General features: G+C 49.7%; 17 protein-coding genes, 3 tRNA genes and 1 pseudogene. 14 read left to right on the forward strand and 7 right to left on the reverse strand.

From position 1 onward, the window contains the following. Positions 1-13: 13 nt before the first annotated feature. Together rimI and holD are read right to left on the reverse strand one after the other, a co-directional pair. Entirely contained in the window at positions 14-460 is a 447-nt protein-coding gene (gene rimI, locus ACJHW7_RS07430; RefSeq protein ID WP_023308654.1) for a ribosomal protein S18-alanine N-acetyltransferase, read from the reverse strand. Further along, on the reverse strand, positions 429-842 hold the full coding sequence (gene holD, locus ACJHW7_RS07435) for a DNA polymerase III subunit psi (protein ID WP_000204018.1): 414 nt from the start codon (positions 840-842) through the stop codon (positions 429-431). The genes rimI and holD overlap by 32 nt, the downstream gene beginning before the upstream one ends. A gap of 102 nt (positions 843-944) precedes the next feature. Between holD and rsmC the strand changes: the two genes are divergently transcribed. The 4 genes from rsmC (at position 945) to ACJHW7_RS07455 (ending at position 2,598) form a co-directional block, all read left to right on the forward strand. Next, positions 945-1,976, forward strand: coding sequence for a 16S rRNA (guanine(1207)-N(2))-methyltransferase RsmC (gene rsmC / locus ACJHW7_RS07440; protein ID WP_001672369.1), 1,032 nt, complete (start codon positions 945-947; stop codon positions 1,974-1,976). A gap of 299 nt (positions 1,977-2,275) precedes the next feature. Then, positions 2,276-2,362, forward strand: a tRNA-Leu gene (locus ACJHW7_RS07445). Between the two features lie 28 nt (positions 2,363-2,390). Further along, a tRNA-Leu gene (locus ACJHW7_RS07450) sits at positions 2,391-2,477 on the forward strand. 34 nt (positions 2,478-2,511) lie between these two features. Beyond that, a tRNA-Leu gene (locus ACJHW7_RS07455) sits at positions 2,512-2,598 on the forward strand. A 38-nt stretch (positions 2,599-2,636) separates the two neighbouring features. Here the strand turns inward: ACJHW7_RS07455 and ACJHW7_RS07460 are convergent. Continuing rightward, a complete protein-coding gene (locus ACJHW7_RS07460) occupies positions 2,637-2,873 on the reverse strand; it encodes a DUF1435 domain-containing protein (RefSeq protein ID WP_021557506.1) in 237 nt (78 codons plus the stop codon). Positions 2,874-3,013: 140 nt separating this feature from the next. Here ACJHW7_RS07460 and fhuF point away from each other — a divergent pair, with 140 nt between their 5' ends. Beyond that, positions 3,014-3,802: a siderophore-iron reductase FhuF gene (gene fhuF, locus ACJHW7_RS07465; protein ID WP_021557505.1), complete on the forward strand. Its 789-nt coding sequence runs from the start codon at positions 3,014-3,016 to the stop codon at positions 3,800-3,802. A 37-nt stretch (positions 3,803-3,839) separates the two neighbouring features. On the opposite strand, the gene bglJ is transcribed toward fhuF, so the two are convergent. Further along, positions 3,840-4,517: a DNA-binding transcriptional activator BglJ gene (bglJ, locus tag ACJHW7_RS07470; RefSeq protein WP_001301727.1), complete on the reverse strand. Its 678-nt coding sequence runs from the start codon at positions 4,515-4,517 to the stop codon at positions 3,840-3,842. After that, positions 4,475-5,200, reverse strand: coding sequence for a helix-turn-helix domain-containing protein (locus ACJHW7_RS07475; protein ID WP_000936635.1), 726 nt, complete (start codon positions 5,198-5,200; stop codon positions 4,475-4,477). The genes bglJ and ACJHW7_RS07475 overlap by 43 nt, the downstream gene beginning before the upstream one ends. A 618-nt stretch (positions 5,201-5,818) precedes the next feature. Between ACJHW7_RS07475 and ACJHW7_RS07480 the strand changes: the two genes are divergently transcribed. The 6 genes from ACJHW7_RS07480 to opgB all read left to right on the forward strand — a co-directional run bounded on the left by ACJHW7_RS07480 (position 5,819) and on the right by opgB (position 11,528). Continuing rightward, the gene (locus tag ACJHW7_RS07480) at positions 5,819-6,589 is read left to right on the forward strand and encodes a threonine/serine exporter ThrE family protein (RefSeq protein WP_001361172.1); all 771 of its coding nucleotides are present in this window, start codon (positions 5,819-5,821) and stop codon (positions 6,587-6,589) included. Further along, positions 6,580-7,053 (forward strand): threonine/serine exporter, encoded by a 474-nt coding sequence (locus ACJHW7_RS07485; protein ID WP_000538178.1) that lies wholly within the window; start codon positions 6,580-6,582, stop codon positions 7,051-7,053. Before ACJHW7_RS07480 ends, ACJHW7_RS07485 begins: the two co-directional genes overlap by 10 nt. A gap of 107 nt (positions 7,054-7,160) precedes the next feature. Then, positions 7,161-7,700, forward strand: a complete 540-nt coding sequence (dnaT, locus tag ACJHW7_RS07490; protein ID WP_000098818.1) for a primosomal protein DnaT — start codon at positions 7,161-7,163, stop codon at positions 7,698-7,700. A gap of 2 nt (positions 7,701-7,702) precedes the next feature. Then, positions 7,703-8,440 carry a DNA replication protein DnaC gene (dnaC, locus tag ACJHW7_RS07495; protein ID WP_000799911.1) on the forward strand — a complete coding sequence of 246 codons (738 nt, stop codon included), beginning with the start codon at positions 7,703-7,705 and terminating at the stop codon, positions 8,438-8,440. Positions 8,441-8,488: 48 nt separating this feature from the next. Beyond that, entirely contained in the window at positions 8,489-8,983 is a 495-nt protein-coding gene (gene yjjA, locus ACJHW7_RS07500; RefSeq protein WP_001303780.1) for a DUF2501 domain-containing protein YjjA, read from the forward strand. Positions 8,984-9,236: 253 nt separating this feature from the next. Beyond that, complete coding sequence (gene opgB / locus ACJHW7_RS07505) at positions 9,237-11,528, forward strand: phosphatidylglycerol--membrane-oligosaccharide glycerophosphotransferase (RefSeq protein WP_001292657.1); 2,292 nt, start codon at positions 9,237-9,239, stop codon at positions 11,526-11,528. Positions 11,529-11,666: 138 nt separating this feature from the next. On the opposite strand, the gene lgoD is transcribed toward opgB, so the two are convergent. Continuing rightward, positions 11,667-12,689, reverse strand: a complete 1,023-nt coding sequence (lgoD, locus tag ACJHW7_RS07510; RefSeq protein ID WP_000106033.1) for an L-galactonate oxidoreductase — start codon at positions 12,687-12,689, stop codon at positions 11,667-11,669. A gap of 138 nt (positions 12,690-12,827) precedes the next feature. On the opposite strand from lgoD, the gene ACJHW7_RS07515 reads away from it, so the two are divergent. Together ACJHW7_RS07515 and ACJHW7_RS07520 are read left to right on the forward strand one after the other, a co-directional pair. Then, positions 12,828-13,742: a GntR family transcriptional regulator gene (locus ACJHW7_RS07515; protein WP_000091572.1), complete on the forward strand. Its 915-nt coding sequence runs from the start codon at positions 12,828-12,830 to the stop codon at positions 13,740-13,742. A gap of 214 nt (positions 13,743-13,956) precedes the next feature. After that, on the forward strand, positions 13,957-15,318 hold the full coding sequence (locus ACJHW7_RS07520; protein ID WP_000410129.1) for an MFS transporter: 1,362 nt from the start codon (positions 13,957-13,959) through the stop codon (positions 15,316-15,318). Between the two features lie 48 nt (positions 15,319-15,366). On the opposite strand, the gene tsr is transcribed toward ACJHW7_RS07520, so the two are convergent. Further along, positions 15,367-17,031, reverse strand: coding sequence for a methyl-accepting chemotaxis protein (gene tsr / locus ACJHW7_RS07525; protein WP_000919569.1), 1,665 nt, complete (start codon positions 17,029-17,031; stop codon positions 15,367-15,369). 227 nt (positions 17,032-17,258) lie between these two features. Between tsr and ACJHW7_RS07530 the strand changes: the two are divergent. Next, positions 17,259-17,801 (forward strand): annotated as a pseudogene (locus ACJHW7_RS07530) (hypothetical protein). Positions 17,802-18,025: the final 224 nt, after the last annotated feature.

Raw genomic sequence — 18,025 nt, forward strand, 5'->3', positions numbered from 1 at the left:
ATTCCACCTTGTCTTACATACTGATTGGCAACGCCATGATGATGGCGTCTTCGCGACCGTCCGTGGTGGGGTAGTAATTGCGGCGAATCGTCGCCTCGTTAAAGCCTAAACTTTCGTACAGGGCAATGGCGGCAGCGTTTGAAGCACGGACTTCCAGCCATAGTGTCGCCACGCCGCGTTTTTCCAGTTCGTCGATCAGATGTTCCAGCAGCGCCCTTCCCAATCCCTGACGCTGATATTCAGGATCGACCGCAATATTGAACAATGTAGCTTCATCCAGCACCACTTGCGTAATCGCAAACGCCGCCATTTTGCCGTTTTGCGTTAACTGAAAGTTGAGATAACGCTCGCCCTGGTTGCTGGCAAAGGTTTTTTCACTCCACGGAAAGGCGTGGGCGCGTTGTTCAATGTGGTAAGCCGCTGGTAAATCAGTCGTTTCGAGGGAAGAAATCGTGTTCATATGTGCAAATTTGTTGCCATAACGCGGCGCGTGCCGTTGGGTTTGCCCGTAATTCGGTGAGCGCCGGTGATGCCACCTGAGCGCCTTCCAGTGATAGCGGTTCGTCAGTACCCAACCGCCAGCTGTTGCAGCGACTGCCTTGCGGCAGCATCGCGATTTTTTCTGGCGTCAGTTGCAGCACCTGGTCGGGGCTGACGGTTAATGCACGCAGAACATCGCTCACTAAAGGATCAGTCAGGGCGGGAAGATCGTTTGCCACCATCACCAGACGGACGTGTGCCGGGATCGCAATGGCAATCTCCCCCTGCAACGCGCCAGGGCGACGCAGCGACCACTGGGTAATGCCCAGTTGCTGTAACTGCCAGTCTCGTCGGGATGTCATAGCGAATCGCTCCTGTTGTCAGGGGCGCAAATATAGCAAATTCGTCGATACCGCGCCAACATATGGCTATAATCGCCGCCAGTATCAATTGAGGAGCATTCCATGTCTGCATTTACCCCGGCAAGTGAAGTCTTGCTGCGTCACAGTGATGATTTCGAACAAAGCCGTATTCTGTTTGCCGGAGACTTACAGGATGACCTGCCCGCGCGTTTAGATACCGCGACCAGCCGTGCTCATACCCAGCAATTCCATCACTGGCAGGTGTTAAGCCGCCAGATGGGTGATAACGCCCGTTTTAGTCTGGTCGCCACGGCGGATGACGTCGCAGATTGCGATACGCTGATTTACTACTGGCCGAAGAACAAACCGGAAGCCCAGTTCCAGTTGATGAATTTACTTTCTCTGCTGCCGGTGGGCACGGATATTTTTGTCGTTGGCGAGAACCGCAGCGGCGTGCGCAGCGCAGAGCAGATACTGGCAGATTATGCGCCGTTGAATAAAGTCGACAGCGCCCGTCGCTGTGGCCTCTATTTTGGTCGTCTGGAAAAACAGCCGGTATTTGATGCCGATAAATTCTGGGGCGAATACAGCGTCGATGGCCTGACGGTCAAAACGCTGCCTGGCGTGTTTAGCCGCGACGGTCTGGATGTCGGTAGCCAGTTGCTGCTCTCGACGTTAACCCCGCACACGAAAGGTAAAGTGCTGGATGTCGGCTGTGGCGCGGGCGTGCTTTCGGTTGCCTTTGCGCGCCATTCGCCGAAAATTCGTCTCACTCTGTGCGATGTCTCTGCCCCGGCGGTAGAAGCCAGCCGCGCAACACTTGCGGCCAACGGTGTTGAAGGTGAAGTCTTTGCCAGCAACGTCTTTTCCGAGGTGAAAGGTCGTTTTGATATGATCATCTCCAACCCGCCGTTCCACGATGGGATGCAAACCAGCCTGGATGCGGCGCAAACGCTGATTCGCGGCGCGGTGCGTCATCTTAATAGCGGCGGCGAGCTGCGAATTGTAGCGAACGCCTTCCTGCCTTACCCGGACGTGCTGGATGAGACATTTGGCTTCCATGAAGTTATCGCGCAAACCGGGCGCTTCAAGGTGTATCGCGCCATTATGACCCGCCAGGCGAAGAAAGGTTAATTATCTCGCCGAATACCGTGTCGGATGCGGCGTGAACGCCTTATCCGACCTACAAAACCTGCACGTTAGCCCTTCGTAGGCCAGATAAGACGCGCCAGCGTCGCATCTGGCATCTGCACCCCAATACCGTGTCGGATGCGGCGTGAACGCCTTATCCGACCTACAAAACCTGCACGTTAGTCTCTGATGGACATTTTTCCAGCAATTACACATCAGGCGATAATTAACTATTGACGAAAAGCTGAAAACCACTAGAATGCGCCTCCGTGGTAGCAATTCTTTTTAAGAATTGATGGTATGCGAAGGTGGCGGAATTGGTAGACGCGCTAGCTTCAGGTGTTAGTGTCCTTACGGACGTGGGGGTTCAAGTCCCCCCCCTCGCACCAAAAACCACGTTGATATTGCTCGCACTGGGCGAAGGTGGCGGAATTGGTAGACGCGCTAGCTTCAGGTGTTAGTGTTCTTACGGACGTGGGGGTTCAAGTCCCCCCCCTCGCACCAAACGAGGCGATATCAAAAAAAGTAAGATGACTGTGCGAAGGTGGCGGAATTGGTAGACGCGCTAGCTTCAGGTGTTAGTGTCCTTACGGACGTGGGGGTTCAAGTCCCCCCCCTCGCACCAATTATCTTTACTTCCTTTCTTGTTTCTTCCCTGTTATATCATCCCTGATTCAAATTCATTATCATCAGCATGATGCCAGCAATAAGCGCCAGGCACGATGGTAGCAAAATGTAATGCCGCAACTGTTTGTGATACAGCATCATCGGCGTCAATACTAATCCCATCAGAATGACAATCCGCCACTGATCCGGCGATAAATCCGCATACATCAGCCCTGCAATCAGCAATCCCGGCAGCAACACTCCCCAGCCACTGCCCAGCGTACGTTGCAACATGGTTTCATCTCTTTCATTGATAATGATAACCAATATCATATGATAATTTTTATCATTTGCAAGCCAGAGAAATCCCTTGCTATCGGGTAAACCTATCGCTAGGATTAGCAATCATTATCATTTAGATTACTATCCCGATTATGGCCTATCGTTCCGCACCGCTCTATGAAGATGTCATCTGGCGAACACATCTCCAGCCGCAGGATGCTGGGCTTGCACAAGCCGTGCGGGCGACGATCGCAAAACATCGTGAACATTTGCTGGAGTTTATCCGCCTGGATGAACCTGCCCCACTTAACGCCATGACGCTGGCGCAATGGTCATCACCGAATGTGCTAAGTTCTCTGCTGGCGGTCTATTCCGATCATATCTATCGCAACCAACCAACGATGATCCGCGAGAACAAACCGCTGATCTCACTATGGGCACAATGGTATATCGGCCTGATGGTGCCACCATTAATGCTGGCGCTACTGACGCAGGAAAAAGCATTAGATGTGTCGCCGGAACATTTCCATGCTGAGTTTCACGAAACCGGACGCGTCGCCTGTTTCTGGGTCGATGTGTGTGAAGATAAAAACGCAACACCACATTCGCCGCAGCAGCGAATGGAAACGTTAATCAGCCAGGCGCTGGTTCCGGTTGTGCAAGCACTAGAAGCGACCGGAGAGATCAACGGCAAACTTATCTGGAGTAATACCGGTTATTTGATCAACTGGTATCTCACTGAGATGAAGCAACTGCTCGGCGAGGCTACTGTTGAATCGCTGCGCCATGCCCTCTTTTTTGAGAAAACGCTCACGAACGGTGAAGATAATCCACTCTGGCGTACCGTGGTACTGCGCGACGGCCTGCTGGTGCGCCGCACTTGCTGCCAGCGTTATCGCTTACCGGATGTGCAGCAATGTGGCGATTGTACGCTGAAATGAAAGCACTGCCGGGGAAGTAAACCCGGCATCATGCGGATTAATAGGGATGCAACACATTACTTGTTTCGCAATGCCGCATACATAACAGAATATCTGCGGCCTCCAACAACCCTGCGTCAGAACTGACGCCCAGTTTCGACATCACATTAAATTTATGTGCACGGATCGTTTTGATATTGCGTTTAAGCTGCTCGGCAATTTGTGTCATTGAGTAGCCACGCGACATAAAGCGCAATATTTCTCTCTCCGTCGGGCTTAACGTCCGGCTTTGGTTAATGTACCACTGATTGTTCAGTCGGTCGGTCGCCTGACGTACACCATTTAATGACAAAAAGAGTTCCTGATGAAAAATCTCCAGCGTTGACGCTTTACTTAATACACCGTCCAGCGGTGATGGCGACAATGAACCAATCAGCCGAGCTTCAATATCATCATCCGCAATAACTAAACGCCGGGTACGCGGAAACTTAATCGCCAGTTCAGTCAGGCAAGATAATCCCTCTCTGCGCTCACTTCTCATGGCAGAAAAAGAAAAAATGACCGCCGCAAACGAGATCCGCGACATGGCATCCTGAAATGACTCCTGACTGGTATAGGTATGGAGCTTATAAGGGTTGCCCGCAAACTTTCTGAATAAACTCTCAATACCGATACTACTCATGACGCATTTTTCTATGAGTGCGACATTTCTCTTCTTAATTCGGCTGTGTTCCATTCTGCGGCATCTCCATAAACAGAAGGCAAGTTAAGTTCTCTTGCACCCTGCGCGCTATTTATCCATGCATACATTTCAGCGTTGCTGTGAATTGCCAGTCGACGCATCGCACTGTTTTTTTGGGCGCTGATAGTTTTATTACTTTTCTTAAGCAATGAAGCTATCTGGTTGATGCCCCATCCTTTACCTAATAGCCGCAGTACCTTGCGCTCTGAAAGAGTGAGAATGACGGAGCGATAGCTAAAATCATGAGTTTCAGTCATTGCCGGGGAGGTCAGCATGGCGCTGATACGCTCTGCGTGCGTATTGCCGGAACGTACGGTCTTGACCAGATTCTCAATGGGTTCAACATCAGACAATAACGTCGCCGTAGGGCACATGAGCAGTTCTACTGCCTGGGAATACCAGGAGCGTGACACCATGAAAACCCAGTGAATTTCCCGATATTGTGAGATTAAAGAATAATAATGTTCACAAACAGAACGTGGATCTTCACTTTCACCGGCTAAATCAGCAATGACTAATCCGGAACGACGTAATTGTAATAAGGTAAGGTCCTCCGCAGAGGCGCTGGATATTATTTCATATTCAGGGAAGTGAGTCCTCATGACCTCTTTTAACCCTGCTTGCATAACAGGTATTTTACTGATAACAATTCCATTTTTGCAGCATCCTGGCAACATATTTCCTCCACATCCACTGTCTAAAAATTATGATGGTTTATTCAGGACATTCATTCCTTAAATGTTTCCAGCAAATTAATAGATTAAGCGAATAAATTATCCTTAGCATTCACTTTCATATCAGCATACTCCTGCTGCACAACAACTCCACTGCATGTGTCAGAAGGTTAGCATCAAATGATAACCTGGTGAAATAGCCTGGAGACATTTAAAATATCTACATTAAGTTGTTAGAAATACTTAATGAAAAACAGAAATTTTATTTATTTAATTTATAATTAAGTGATATCCCTTCCAGCAGATTGCGGAATCACACAATCAATATTTATTCAATAAAATCTGATAGTTTTAACTTGTTAACATTAAAAAACGCGCCCAGTCACCTATTATCCTGATTCGTAAAGGCTAAATAATGAATTCATTATAGTGATAATATTCATGTGATAATTTGTTTGCGGCGAGAGATAATTCGCTTTTTATCACCGAGCTTCTCCCGATAACCAGGATTAATCAGCGCAATTTTGATCTTAACCTACCGCAAAACAACCGTGCTTCATGATACAAATGGATTCTCATTATCTGAACAATACGCAGCACGTCTATGACAAAGGGCGAGTTATGCAAACTGAGCAACAGCGAGCCGTAACACGGCTTTGTATCCAGTGTGGATTATTTCTTTTGCAACATGGTGCGGAAAGCGCGTTGGTTGATGAGCTTTCCTCACGACTGGGTCGGGCGCTGGGAATGGACAGCGTAGAAAGTTCTATCTCTTCGAACGCCATAGTGCTGACAACTATTAAAGATGGGCAATGCCTGACATCGACACGTAAAAATCACGATCGCGGCATTAATATGCATGTGGTGACTGAAGTCCAGCACATTGTGATTCTTGCGGAGCATCATCTGCTGGATTACAAAGGCGTAGAGAAACGATTTAGCCAAATTCAGCCATTACGTTACCCAAGATGGCTGGTAGCCTTAATGGTTGGCCTTTCTTGCGCCTGTTTCTGTAAACTCAATAACGGTGGCTGGGATGGTGCCGTCATCACCTTCTTTGCCAGTACGGCCGCGATGTATATCCGCCAGCTGCTGGCACAACGTCATCTTCATCCACAAATCAACTTTTGCCTCACCGCTTTCGCCGCCACCACCATTTCCGGATTGCTTTTGCAACTCCCCACTTTCAGCAATACCCCCACCATTGCGATGGCCGCCAGCGTTCTGCTGCTGGTTCCGGGCTTTCCGTTGATTAATGCCGTCGCCGATATGTTTAAAGGCCACATCAATACCGGACTGGCACGCTGGGCGATCGCCAGTCTGCTGACACTGGCTACCTGCGTCGGCGTGGTGATGGCACTGACGATTTGGGGGCTACGCGGATGGGTGTGATCGAATTTCTGTTTGCATTGGCGCAGGATATGATCCTCGCCGCCATTCCAGCGGTCGGCTTTGCGATGGTGTTCAACGTTCCCGTGCGGGCGTTACGCTGGTGTGCGCTGCTTGGCTCGATAGGTCATGGTTCCCGAATGATCTTGATGACCAGCGGGTTGAATATTGAGTGGTCAACCTTTATGGCTTCTATGCTGGTCGGCACCATTGGTATTCAATGGTCGCGCTGGTATCTGGCGCATCCGAAAGTGTTTACCGTGGCGGCCGTTATCCCTATGTTCCCGGGCATATCGGCTTATACCGCAATGATTTCGGCGGTAAAAATCAGCCAGCTAGGTTACAGCGAACCGTTGATGATTACCCTGTTAACCAACTTTCTTACAGCTTCATCGATTGTTGGTGCGTTATCTATCGGTCTTTCCATTCCTGGATTATGGTTGTACCGCAAGCGCCCTCGCGTATAAAATTGCCTCGCTTAAAGCACGCGGATGAGAGACAGCCTCCTCTCCTCCGTGTGTTACTATAAAAGTTATCTCCCTTCTCGTTCATCGTTCCATATTTGAGAAACAGTATGTCTTCCAGAGTTTTGACCCCGGACGTCGTTGGTATTGACGCCCTGGTACACGATCACCAAACCGTTCTGGCAAAAGCTGAAGGCGGTGTGGTTGCCGTATTTGCTAACAATGCCCCGGCGTTTTATGCCGTCACGCCTGCACGCCTGGCTGAACTGCTGGCGCTGGAAGAAAAGCTGGCGCGTCCGGGAAGCGATGTCGCTCTGGACGATCAACTCTATCAGGAACCGCAAGCCGCTCCCGTTGCTGTACCCATGGGGAAATTCGCCATGTATCCGGACTGGCAACCCGATGCCGACTTTATCCGCCTGGCGGCTCTATGGGGCGTGGCACTAAGAGAGCCGGTGACCACCGAAGAACTGGCCTCATTCATTGCCTACTGGCAGGCGGAAGGTAAAGTCTTTCACCATGTGCAGTGGCAACAAAAACTGGCGCGCAGCCTGCAAATCGGTCGTGCCAGCAACGGCGGACTGCCGAAACGAGATGTGAATACGGTCAGTGAACCTGACAGCCAAATTCCACCAGGATTCAGAGGGTAACGATGAAAAACGTTGGCGACCTGATGCAACGCCTGCAAAAAATGATGCCTGCCCATATCAAACCTGCATTCAAAACGGGTGAAGAGCTACTGGCCTGGCAGAAAGAACAAGGGGCGATCCGCTCCGCCGCTCTCGAACGTGAAAATCGGGCGATGAAAATGCAGCGCACCTTTAACCGCTCCGGTATTCGTCCACTGCATCAGAACTGTTCCTTTGAGAACTATCGCGTTGAGTGTGAAGGGCAGATGAATGCGTTAAGCAAAGCGCGCCAGTATGTCGAAGAGTTTGACGGCAACATCGCCAGCTTCATCTTTTCTGGTAAGCCAGGAACCGGCAAAAACCATCTGGCGGCGGCAATCTGCAACGAGCTGCTGCTACGCGGTAAATCCGTATTGATCATCACCGTGGCCGATATTATGTCGGCGATGAAAGATACCTTCAGGAATAGCGGTACCAGCGAAGAACAACTGCTTAACGATCTGAGCAACGTTGATCTGCTGGTGATCGATGAGATCGGCGTGCAGACCGAATCGAAATACGAAAAAGTGATCATCAACCAGATCGTCGATCGCCGCTCTTCTTCCAAACGCCCAACCGGGATGCTGACCAACAGTAATATGGAAGAGATGACCAAGTTGCTGGGCGAACGCGTGATGGACCGTATGCGCCTGGGTAACAGTTTGTGGGTGATCTTCAACTGGGATAGCTACCGTAGCCGTGTAACAGGTAAAGAGTATTAATCCCCGTTTCTGGCGGTATACTGCGACACAATTCCACCTTGAGTAATGATGATGAAAACTGTTAAACATCTTCTGTGCTGTGCCATTGCCGCCAGCGCATTAATTTCCACCGGGGTGCATGCTGCGTCCTGGAAAGATGCGCTCTCCAGCGCCGCCAGCGAACTTGGCAACCAAAACAGCACGACACAGGAAGGCGGTTGGTCGCTCGCGTCATTAACTAACTTGCTTAGCAGCGGAAACCAGGCCTTAAGCGCAGATAACATGAACAATGCCGCAGGCATTCTGCAATACTGCGCGAAGCAAAAGCTGGCTTCGGTAACCGATGTCGAAAACATCAAGAACCAGGTGCTGGAAAAGCTGGGCCTGAACAGTGAAGAGCAAAAAGAAGACACCAACTATCTGGACGGCATTCAGGGTTTGCTGAAAACCAAAGATGGTCAGCAACTCAATCTGGATAACATCGGAACGACTCCGCTGGCAGAAAAGGTGAAAACCAAAGCCTGCGATCTGGTGTTAAAGCAGGGGCTGAACTTCATTTCCTGAACCGCGAAACGCCGCGTTTTAGCTGTTACCCGGCTGACGCGGCTCTCTCCTGCCCCTTTCCCTGCTCCTGGACGGTTTTACCCCTGTTACACGGGAAGTGACCGTAATCAAAAAAGTCTGTTTATAAACTAATTCCTAACAACATCGCATTTTTTTGACACTAGAATTGCAGCAATATGGCGACGCCATTACATTGTGCTTCTCAAAAAGCTTAAACGTTGGCTAAACGGCCCGGTTTAGTGAGGATCGCCCGTTGTCAGAACTACTCTCTTTCGCCCTTTTTCTCGCCTCTGTGCTGATTTACGCATGGAAAGCGGGACGTAACACCTGGTGGTTTGCAGCCACGTTAACGGTGCTGGGGCTATTTGTCGTTTTAAATATCACCCTGTTTGCCAGCGACTATTTTACTGGCGATGGTATTAACGACGCGGTTCTCTATACCTTAACCAACAGCCTGACCGGTGCTGGTGTCAGCAAATACATCCTGCCGGGTATTGGCATTGTGCTGGGGCTGACGGCGGTGTTCGGTGCGCTGGGCTGGATCCTGCGCCGTCGTCGTCATCATCCGCACCATTTTGGTTACAGCCTGCTGGCGCTCTTACTGGCGCTGGGTTCGGTGGACGCCAGCCCGGCATTTCGTCAGATAACGGAACTGGTGAAATCCCAGTCACGCGATGGCGACCCGGACTTTGCGGCTTATTATAAAGAGCCGTCGAAAACTATTCCTGACCCGAAACTCAACCTGGTTTATATCTACGGCGAAAGTCTCGAGCGGACCTATTTTGATAACGAAGCTTTCCCGGATCTCACGCCTGAACTGGGCGCGTTGAAAAATGAAGGCCTGGATTTCAGCCACACGCAGCAGCTGCCAGGAACGGATTACACGATTGCGGGCATGGTGGCTTCTCAGTGCGGCATACCGCTGTTTGCCCCCTTTGAAGGCAACGCCTCCGCCTCTGTCTCCAGCTTCTTCCCGCAGAACATCTGTCTGGGCGATATCCTGAAAAACTCGGGTTATCAGAACTATTTCGTGCAGGGCGCGAATCTGCGTTTTGCCGGTAAAGATGTGTTCCTGAAGTCGCATGGCTTCGACCACTTATACGGCTCAGAAGAGCTGAAAAGCGTGGTGGCCGACCCGCACTATCGCAACGACTGGGGATTCTACGACGATACCGTTCTCGATGAAGCGTGGAAAAAGTTTGAAGAGCTTTCCCGCTCAGGTCAGCGATTCTCACTGTTTACCCTGACAGTCGATACCCATCACCCGGATGGTTTTATCTCGCGTACCTGTAACCGCAAAAAATATGATTTTGACGGTAAGCCGAACCAGTCATTCAGCGCGGTAAGTTGCAGCCAGGAGAATATCGCGGCGTTTATCAACAAAATCAAAGCGTCACCGTGGTTTAAAGATACCGTCATCGTCGTCTCTTCTGACCATTTAGCGATGAACAACACGGCGTGGAAATACCTTAATAAGCAGGATCGCAATAACCTGTTTTTTGTCATTCGTGGCGACAAGCCGCAGCAAGAGACGCTGGCAGTGAAGCGTAACACGATGGATAACGGCGCGACGGTGCTGGACATTCTCGGTGGCGATAACTATCTCGGACTTGGTCGTAGCAGTTTATCCGGGCAGTCGATGTCGGAAATCTTCCTCAATATCAAAGAGAAAACATTGGCGTGGAAGCCGGATATCATCCGCCTGTGGAAATTCCCTAAAGAGATGAAAGAGTTCACTATCGACCAGCAGAAAAACATGATTGCCTTCTCGGGTAGCCATTTCCGTTTGCCGCTGCTGTTGCGGGTTTCAGACAAGCGCGTAGAACCGCTGCCGGAAAGTGAATACTCAGCACCGCTGCGTTTCCAGCTGGCCGATTTCGCTCCACGCGACAATTTCGTCTGGGTTGACCGTTGCTACAAGATGGCACAACTTTGGGCTCCGGAACTGGCACTCTCCACCGACTGGTGTGTCTCGCAGGGGCAGCTTGGCGGTCAGCAAATTGTCCAGCATGTTGATAAAACAATGTGGAAGGGCAAAACGGCATTTAAAGATACGGTCATCGACATGGCGCGTTACAAAAGCAATGTCGATACGCTGAAAATTGTTGATAACGATATTCGCTACAAAGCCGACAGTTTCATCTTCAACGTCGCCGGTGCGCCAGAAGAGGTGAAACAGTTTAGCGGGATTTCCCGTCCGGAGTCGTGGGGCCGCTGGTCCAACGCTCAGCTGGGCGATGAAGTAAAAATCGAGTACAAGCATCCGCTGCCGAAGAAATTTGACCTGGTGATTACCGCCAAAGCATACGGCAATAACGCCAGCCGTCCTATTCCGGTACGCGTAGGCAATGAAGAACAAACTCTTGTGCTGGGCAATGAAGTAACCACCACCACACTGCATTTCGATAACCCAACCGATGCCGACACACTGGTAATTGTGCCGCCGGAACCTGTCTCAACCAACGAAGGGAATATCCTCGGACACTCGCCGCGTAAGCTCGGGATCGGCATGGTGGAAATTAAAGTTGTGGAACGTGAAGGGTAATTCCTGACTGATGTGTAGGTCGCATAAGGTGCGACCTACACACCTTCTCCGGCCTACAAAACATCATTGAGAAACAGAAAAAAACAGCGCCCAACACTTCCCCGGACGCTGCATGGCAACTTTAATAATCTCGCCTTATCAGAAAGTAATTACACCCTTAATCAACTCACGATTGTTAATCACATCGCGCTCGTAGGTTTCTGCCAGCGTGGCGAACGGATAGCGATGGGTTAACATCATGTCGGCAGTGATTTTCCCTTCTGCCATCAGTCGACCGACTTTAGCGAAATCTTCCGGCGTGGCGTTGCGGCTGCCCATCATCGTCGTTTCTTTTTTATGGAATTCCGGATCGGAAAACTGCAACTCACCTTTAAACAGGCCGACAAATACCACCGTGCCGCCGTGACGAATCAGATTCACGGTGTTATTCATCGCATGTTGATTACCTGTCGCGTCGATCACTTTCTGCGCCAGCGAACCACCAAACTGCGCCCGTAGCTGCGCGTCAAAATCTTCGGCTGACGGGTCCAGTACAGGTAATTCCAGACGCGTTGCCACATGTTCACGGCGCGCTGGACTGGTATCCGCCACCACCACCTGTGCGCCATCGGCTTTAGCGATTGCCGCCGCGCCCAGACCGATTGGCCCCGCCCCGACCACCAGCACCTGCTCGCCGGGAGCAATGGCTGCGCGACGCACCGCATGAGCGCTAATAGCGAAAGGTTCAATCAATGCTGCCGCCTGCGGGTCAATACCGTCTGCGGGCAAAATGTTCGCCACCGGCACGCTCAAATACTCACTAAAACCGCCATCCTGATGCACGCCAATGACTGAAATTTTTTCACAGCAATTGGTACGCCCGCTTTTACACGCCGGGCATTGCTGACAGGCAACATAAGGGATCACAGCAACTTGCTGACCATTTTTAAGATCAGCAATATTTTTACCCAGCCCAACAATCTCCCCACATATTTCATGGCCTAAAACACGTGGATAACTAAAAAATGGTTGATTTCCACCCCAGGCATGAATATCGGTACCGCAAATCCCGACAGACTTAATTTTTATTAATGCTTCATTGTCACCCGGAATAGGTATCTCGCGTTGTTTCCAGACTAATTCTTTCGGCTGCTGGCAAATTAAAACATTCATCGTAGACATGATTCGGCTCTCCATTTTTTGTTGCCTTAGATATCAATGAAAATGAAAAATGGCAGCGGAACGGAAAATCTGTTTTGTGAAAACACACGCATAAAAATGTTTTAAATCGGGTTTTAATGGACTCACAAGGAGGAAAATATGAGTCGTTCACAAAATTTACGCCACAATGTGATTAACCAGGTCATTGATGATATGGCGCGGGGTCATATCCCTTCCCCACTTCCATCGCAAAGTGCGCTGGCGGAAATGTACAACATCAGCCGCACAACAGTGCGTCATATTCTCAGCCACTTACGCGAATGCGGCGTCTTAACGCAGGTTGGAAACGACTATGTTATTGCGCGTAAACCTGACCATGATGACGGTTTCGCCTGTACTACCGCTTCAATGAGTGAACAAAACAAAGTGTTTGAGCAGGCTTTTTTCACGATGATAAACCAGCGTCAGTTACGCCCTGGGGAAACTTTTTCTGAACTGCAACTGGCTCGGGCCGCGGGTGTCAGCCCGGTGGTTGTAAGAGAATATCTTTTAAAATTCGGCCGTTATAATCTTATTCAAAGCGAAAAACGCGGCCAGTGGAGCATGAAGCAATTCGATCAATCCTACGCCGAGCAGCTGTTTGAGCTACGCGAAATGCTCGAAACACATTCACTTCAGCACTTTCTCAACCTGCCTGATCATGATCCCCGCTGGCTGCAGGCGAAAACCATGCTCGAACGTCATCGGCTACTGCGTGACAACATCGGCAATAGCTTTCGCATGTTCTCGCAACTTGACAGAGATTTTCACTCCTTACTGCTTTCAGCTGCCGACAATATCTTTTTTGATCAATCGCTTGAGATCATCTCAGTCATCTTTCATTTTCACTATCAATGGGACGAAAGCGATCTTAAACAGCGCAATATCATTGCCGTCGATGAGCATATGACCATTCTCAGCGCTCTGATTTGCCGCAGTGACCTTGATGCCACCCTTGCGCTCCGTAACCATTTGAATTCAGCTAAACAATCAATGATTCGATCCATTAATGAGAACACGCGTTATGCTCATTAAGTACGGATTAAAAACAGCAAACTATTAGCGGGTGCACGGTTTTATCAAAAGATAAATACCGGGAAATTCCCGCTTACCTATGCTCACAATCAGTCGACTAAAAATTTTTTTGTGAGCGGTAGTAAAGTCCTAAAACTTTAACCTGCCGTTAATGTCAACCTTGCGTAATTCACAATTACGTAAACAATTAAAATTATAAATACAGGAGTCCGGCGTGGAAAAAGAAAATATCACCCTCGATCCGCGTTCTTCATTTACTCCATCTTCGTCGGCAGATATTCCCGTGCCACCAGATGGATTAGTTCAACGCAGTACCCGAATTAAACGCATTCAAACCACCGCCATGTTGTTATTATTTTTTGCGGCGGTAATCAATTATCTCGACCGCAGTTCGCTGTCGGTAGCAAATTTAACGATTCGTGAAGAATTGGGATTAAGTGCCACCGAAATCGGCGCTTTGCTCTCCGTGTTTTCACTCGCTTACGGGATTGCGCAACTTCCTTGCGGCCCACTATTGGATCGTAAAGGCCCACGCCTGATGCTGGGACTGGGGATGTTCTTCTGGTCACTGTTCCAGGCAATGTCTGGCATGGTGCACAACTTTACGCAGTTCGTGTTGGTGCGTATCGGTATGGGGATTGGTGAAGCGCCGATGAACCCATGCGGTGTAAAAGTCATTAACGACTGGTTCAACATCAAAGAGCGCGGACGCCCGATGGGCTTCTTCAACGCAGCTTCTACCATTGGCGTTGCCGTAAGCCCACCGATTCTGGCGGCGATGATGCTGGTGATGGGCTGGCGCGGGATGTTTATTACCATTGGTGTACTGGGGATTTTTCTCGCCATCGGCTGGTATATGCTCTATCGCAACCGCGAGCACGTAGAACTGACTGCCGTTGAACAAGCTTATCTCAATGCAGGTAGCGTCAATGCCCGCCGAGATCCGCTCAGTTTTGCCGAATGGCGCAGCCTGTTCCGTAACCGTACAATGTGGGGAATGATGCTCGGATTCAGTGGCATCAACTACACTGCGTGGCTGTATCTGGCCTGGCTTCCTGGTTACCTGCAAACAGCCTATAACCTGGATTTAAAAAGCACAGGGTTGATGGCGGCTATCCCTTTCCTGTTTGGGGCTGCCGGGATGCTGGTCAACGGTTACGTTACTGACTGGCTGGTCAAAGGGGGAATGGCTCCGATTAAAAGCCGTAAGATCTGCATTATTGCCGGGATGTTCTGTTCTGCCGCCTTTACGCTGGTCGTACCACAAGCGACAACATCCATGACGGCGGTTCTGCTGATTGGCATGGCACTGTTCTGTATTCACTTTGCCGGAACATCCTGCTGGGGCTTGATCCACGTCGCAGTTGCTTCTCGCATGACTGCGTCGGTGGGCAGTATCCAGAACTTTGCCAGCTTCATCTGCGCCTCTTTTGCGCCGATCATTACTGGTTTTATTGTTGATACCACCCACTCATTCCGTCTGGCACTAATCATCTGCGGTTGCGTCACCGCAGCGGGGGCATTGGCGTACATCTTCCTGGTTCGTCAGCCGATCAACGACCCACGGAAAGATTAATCTCCCTATGCCCGATAACATTTTGCTTATCGGGCATTTTTATGGCGATTAAAACGTTTCCCAGTTCTCCTCGCTATCTGCCACGACCATTTTACGCGGCGCAGCTGGCGTCACGGTTTTTACCACAGCCGATGTTTCACGCTGCTGTTGCTGCTGTTGCTGAATCCGGAACACTGCCACAGCTTCGGTCAGGCGACTGGCCTGCTCTTCCAGCGCGGCGGCGGCAGCGGCAGACTCCTCCACCAGCGCAGCGTTCTGTTGAGTTACCCGGTCCATCTCAGCAACCGCTAAGCCAACCTGATCGATACCACGGCTCTGCTCATCAGAAGCAGAAGCAATTTCGCCCATAATGTCCGTCACGCGGGTCACGGCGCTGACAATCTCCGCCATTGTTTCCCCGGCGCTTTCGACCAGCGTAGAGCCAACATCCACTTTCCCCACCGAGTCTTCAATCAGGCTTTTAATTTCACGAGCCGCCTGGGCGCTGCGCTGGGCCAGATTACGCACTTCTCCCGCGACCACCGCAAAACCGCGCCCTTGCTCACCCGCACGCGCAGCCTCAACCGCCGCGTTCAAAGCCAGAATATTGGTCTGGAAGGCAATGCCGTCAATTACGCTGATAATATCGGCGATTTTCTGCGAACTGGTGGAGATATCGCGCATAGTCTGCACCACGTTATCTACCACTTTGCCGCCGCGTTGCGCCGTTTCAGAAGCACTTAACGCCAGATGGCTGGCCTGGCGCGCATTCTCGGCGTTCTGTTTCACCGTTGCGGTCAGTTGCTCCATGCTGGCTGCCGTCTCTTCCAGCGAAGCGGCCTGTTGCTCGGTGCGCGAAGAGAGATCGTTATTGCCGGTAGCGATTTCGCTGGCACCGCTATAGATGGCATTGGCCCCGTTGCGCACATCACCGACGGTACGCATCAGCTCTCCCTGCATATGGCGCAAACTCTCTGCCAGTTGCCCCATCTCATTAGAGCCATCCACCTCAATCGGTTTCACCAGATCGCCGCCTGCAATATGACGGATGCTGTCAATCAGGCGATTCATTGGCGCTACCAGCGAGGCTTTAATACCGAACCAGACGGCGAAGATGACCGCCAGTACGACGATCATCACGCCCACCAGAATCCACATCGCCTGGCTGTAGGAGGCATTGTTATCGCTGACGGCGATATCATAGAGCCGATCGTTTTGCTCCATGTAAGCCACATACTGCTTCTCGAAACCGTCTTGATATCCCTGGGTCGGCTGATCAAAGAACTCGTTGATTTTGCCTGCACCTAACAGTTGGATCAGCTCCGCCAGCGCATTGTGATAAATATCGTAATTACGTTTGATCTCTGCCGCTGCGGCGGTGCTCTGACGCGGGTCACGCGGCAACGCTTCGTAATCCGCCCAGTTTTTTTCCGCCTGTTTCAGCGAAATACTGGCACTCTGCATCAGCTCAGCAACGGTTGAACCGCTACCAATATTATTCTGATCCATCATGTAGCGGATACCCGCGCGGTTGAGGGTGTTACGCGTCTGCAACAACGCGACCCAGCTGCCATTCAGCGTGGATTGCTGCTGGCGAATGGTTTGTAAAACAGTGAAATTTTCTTTGTCATTCTTTAAGGCATTAAAGAACAGACCGCCTGATGTCAGTTGTAAAAGGCCAAAAACGGCCAAAACCAGCAGTAAGCTGGTCACGATCTTGATACGTTTTAACATGGTTTCTCTTTCCTGTGGACCGATGCAAGATTTTCGGCCTGAAATGAGAAAACTTTATAGGTAGCGACTTGAAACTGGTTAATTTTACCTCACTTTTTTAATTTTTGTTCAAAAATACAATAACCACTTATTGATACATTTTCTTTTCTTATTTTTTTCACACGAATTGTATCTATTTTGAACGAAATATTTTATAGAGTGTGGAATTTTAAGAAAGGACATCTGAAATGTTAAACCGTGACTTCGATCATCTCTCAACGCTATTACATCTCTTTTTTGAACGTGAGGATATTTGCCAAAAGCTTAATATTATTGACCAAAACAATATCACCGGTTGGGAAGTGTGGTTCCAGGTAGAGTTTGCTAATATGCTCTGCTCAACAGACCATGAATGGTGGCGTGAACAAGCACTTTCCTGTGATATGCGCAAAAAACCTGAGCGCCCGACACTACGCACAGATTTCTTACTACGTAAAAAAGGCTGGGCACAAGATAGCTATATCACGCTTGAAATAAAACAAAACAGAGACGCGACCAGTTGTGTTAAAAATATGATCGCAGACTTAGAAAAAAGCGCAAAAATAAAACGTTCCGAACTCGATTTACGCAGTTTCTGAACCTTGGGTATCACCCCTATGATAGACAGGGAAAGGCTGGACTCTCTCATCGATTGCTATTTAGATGAGAAATTTTATCTTACTAAATCTCGTAAAAAACACGTTTTACTTAAAGAAATAAATAACACACCATATTGCTATATTGTTATTTAATATTTATAGCATGAATATAATTTTTAAATGAGTTACACAACCGAGGGCTAAAAATCGCTTCGGTTGTGATCATCATCACATAAATAACCTTCATAAACCTTGCTCAAAACCGCTCAACCGCAAAACTGACCGCTTACGTCCCTAAAATAACCACTCAGTTATTTACCTTACTTTACGCGCGCGTAACTCTGGCAGCATCACTGCAGGATAGCGGTCAATTTACC

This window comes from Escherichia sp. WS1152 (assembly GCF_046487665.1).
GTDB lineage: Bacteria > Pseudomonadota > Gammaproteobacteria > Enterobacterales > Enterobacteriaceae > Escherichia > Escherichia coli.

What these genes read in the sequence shown, in the direction of transcription:
- rimI (WP_023308654.1), bottom strand. Translation starts at nt 460, where the DNA reads ATGAACACGATTTCTTCCCTCGAAACGACTGATTTACCAGCGGCTTAC.
- holD (WP_000204018.1), bottom strand. Translation starts at nt 842, where the DNA reads ATGACATCCCGACGAGACTGGCAGTTACAGCAACTGGGCATTACCCAG.
- rsmC (WP_001672369.1), top strand. Translation starts at nt 945, where the DNA reads ATGTCTGCATTTACCCCGGCAAGTGAAGTCTTGCTGCGTCACAGTGAT.
- ACJHW7_RS07460 (WP_021557506.1), bottom strand. Translation starts at nt 2,873, where the DNA reads ATGTTGCAACGTACGCTGGGCAGTGGCTGGGGAGTGTTGCTGCCGGGA.
- fhuF (WP_021557505.1), top strand. Translation starts at nt 3,014, where the DNA reads ATGGCCTATCGTTCCGCACCGCTCTATGAAGATGTCATCTGGCGAACA.
- bglJ (WP_001301727.1), bottom strand. Translation starts at nt 4,517, where the DNA reads ATGGAACACAGCCGAATTAAGAAGAGAAATGTCGCACTCATAGAAAAA.
- ACJHW7_RS07475 (WP_000936635.1), bottom strand. Translation starts at nt 5,200, where the DNA reads ATGTTGCCAGGATGCTGCAAAAATGGAATTGTTATCAGTAAAATACCT.
- ACJHW7_RS07480 (WP_001361172.1), top strand. Translation starts at nt 5,819, where the DNA reads ATGCAAACTGAGCAACAGCGAGCCGTAACACGGCTTTGTATCCAGTGT.
- ACJHW7_RS07485 (WP_000538178.1), top strand. Translation starts at nt 6,580, where the DNA reads ATGGGTGTGATCGAATTTCTGTTTGCATTGGCGCAGGATATGATCCTC.
- dnaT (WP_000098818.1), top strand. Translation starts at nt 7,161, where the DNA reads ATGTCTTCCAGAGTTTTGACCCCGGACGTCGTTGGTATTGACGCCCTG.
- dnaC (WP_000799911.1), top strand. Translation starts at nt 7,703, where the DNA reads ATGAAAAACGTTGGCGACCTGATGCAACGCCTGCAAAAAATGATGCCT.
- yjjA (WP_001303780.1), top strand. Translation starts at nt 8,489, where the DNA reads ATGATGAAAACTGTTAAACATCTTCTGTGCTGTGCCATTGCCGCCAGC.
- lgoD (WP_000106033.1), bottom strand. Translation starts at nt 12,689, where the DNA reads ATGTCTACGATGAATGTTTTAATTTGCCAGCAGCCGAAAGAATTAGTC.
- ACJHW7_RS07515 (WP_000091572.1), top strand. Translation starts at nt 12,828, where the DNA reads ATGAGTCGTTCACAAAATTTACGCCACAATGTGATTAACCAGGTCATT.
- tsr (WP_000919569.1), bottom strand. Translation starts at nt 17,031, where the DNA reads ATGTTAAAACGTATCAAGATCGTGACCAGCTTACTGCTGGTTTTGGCC.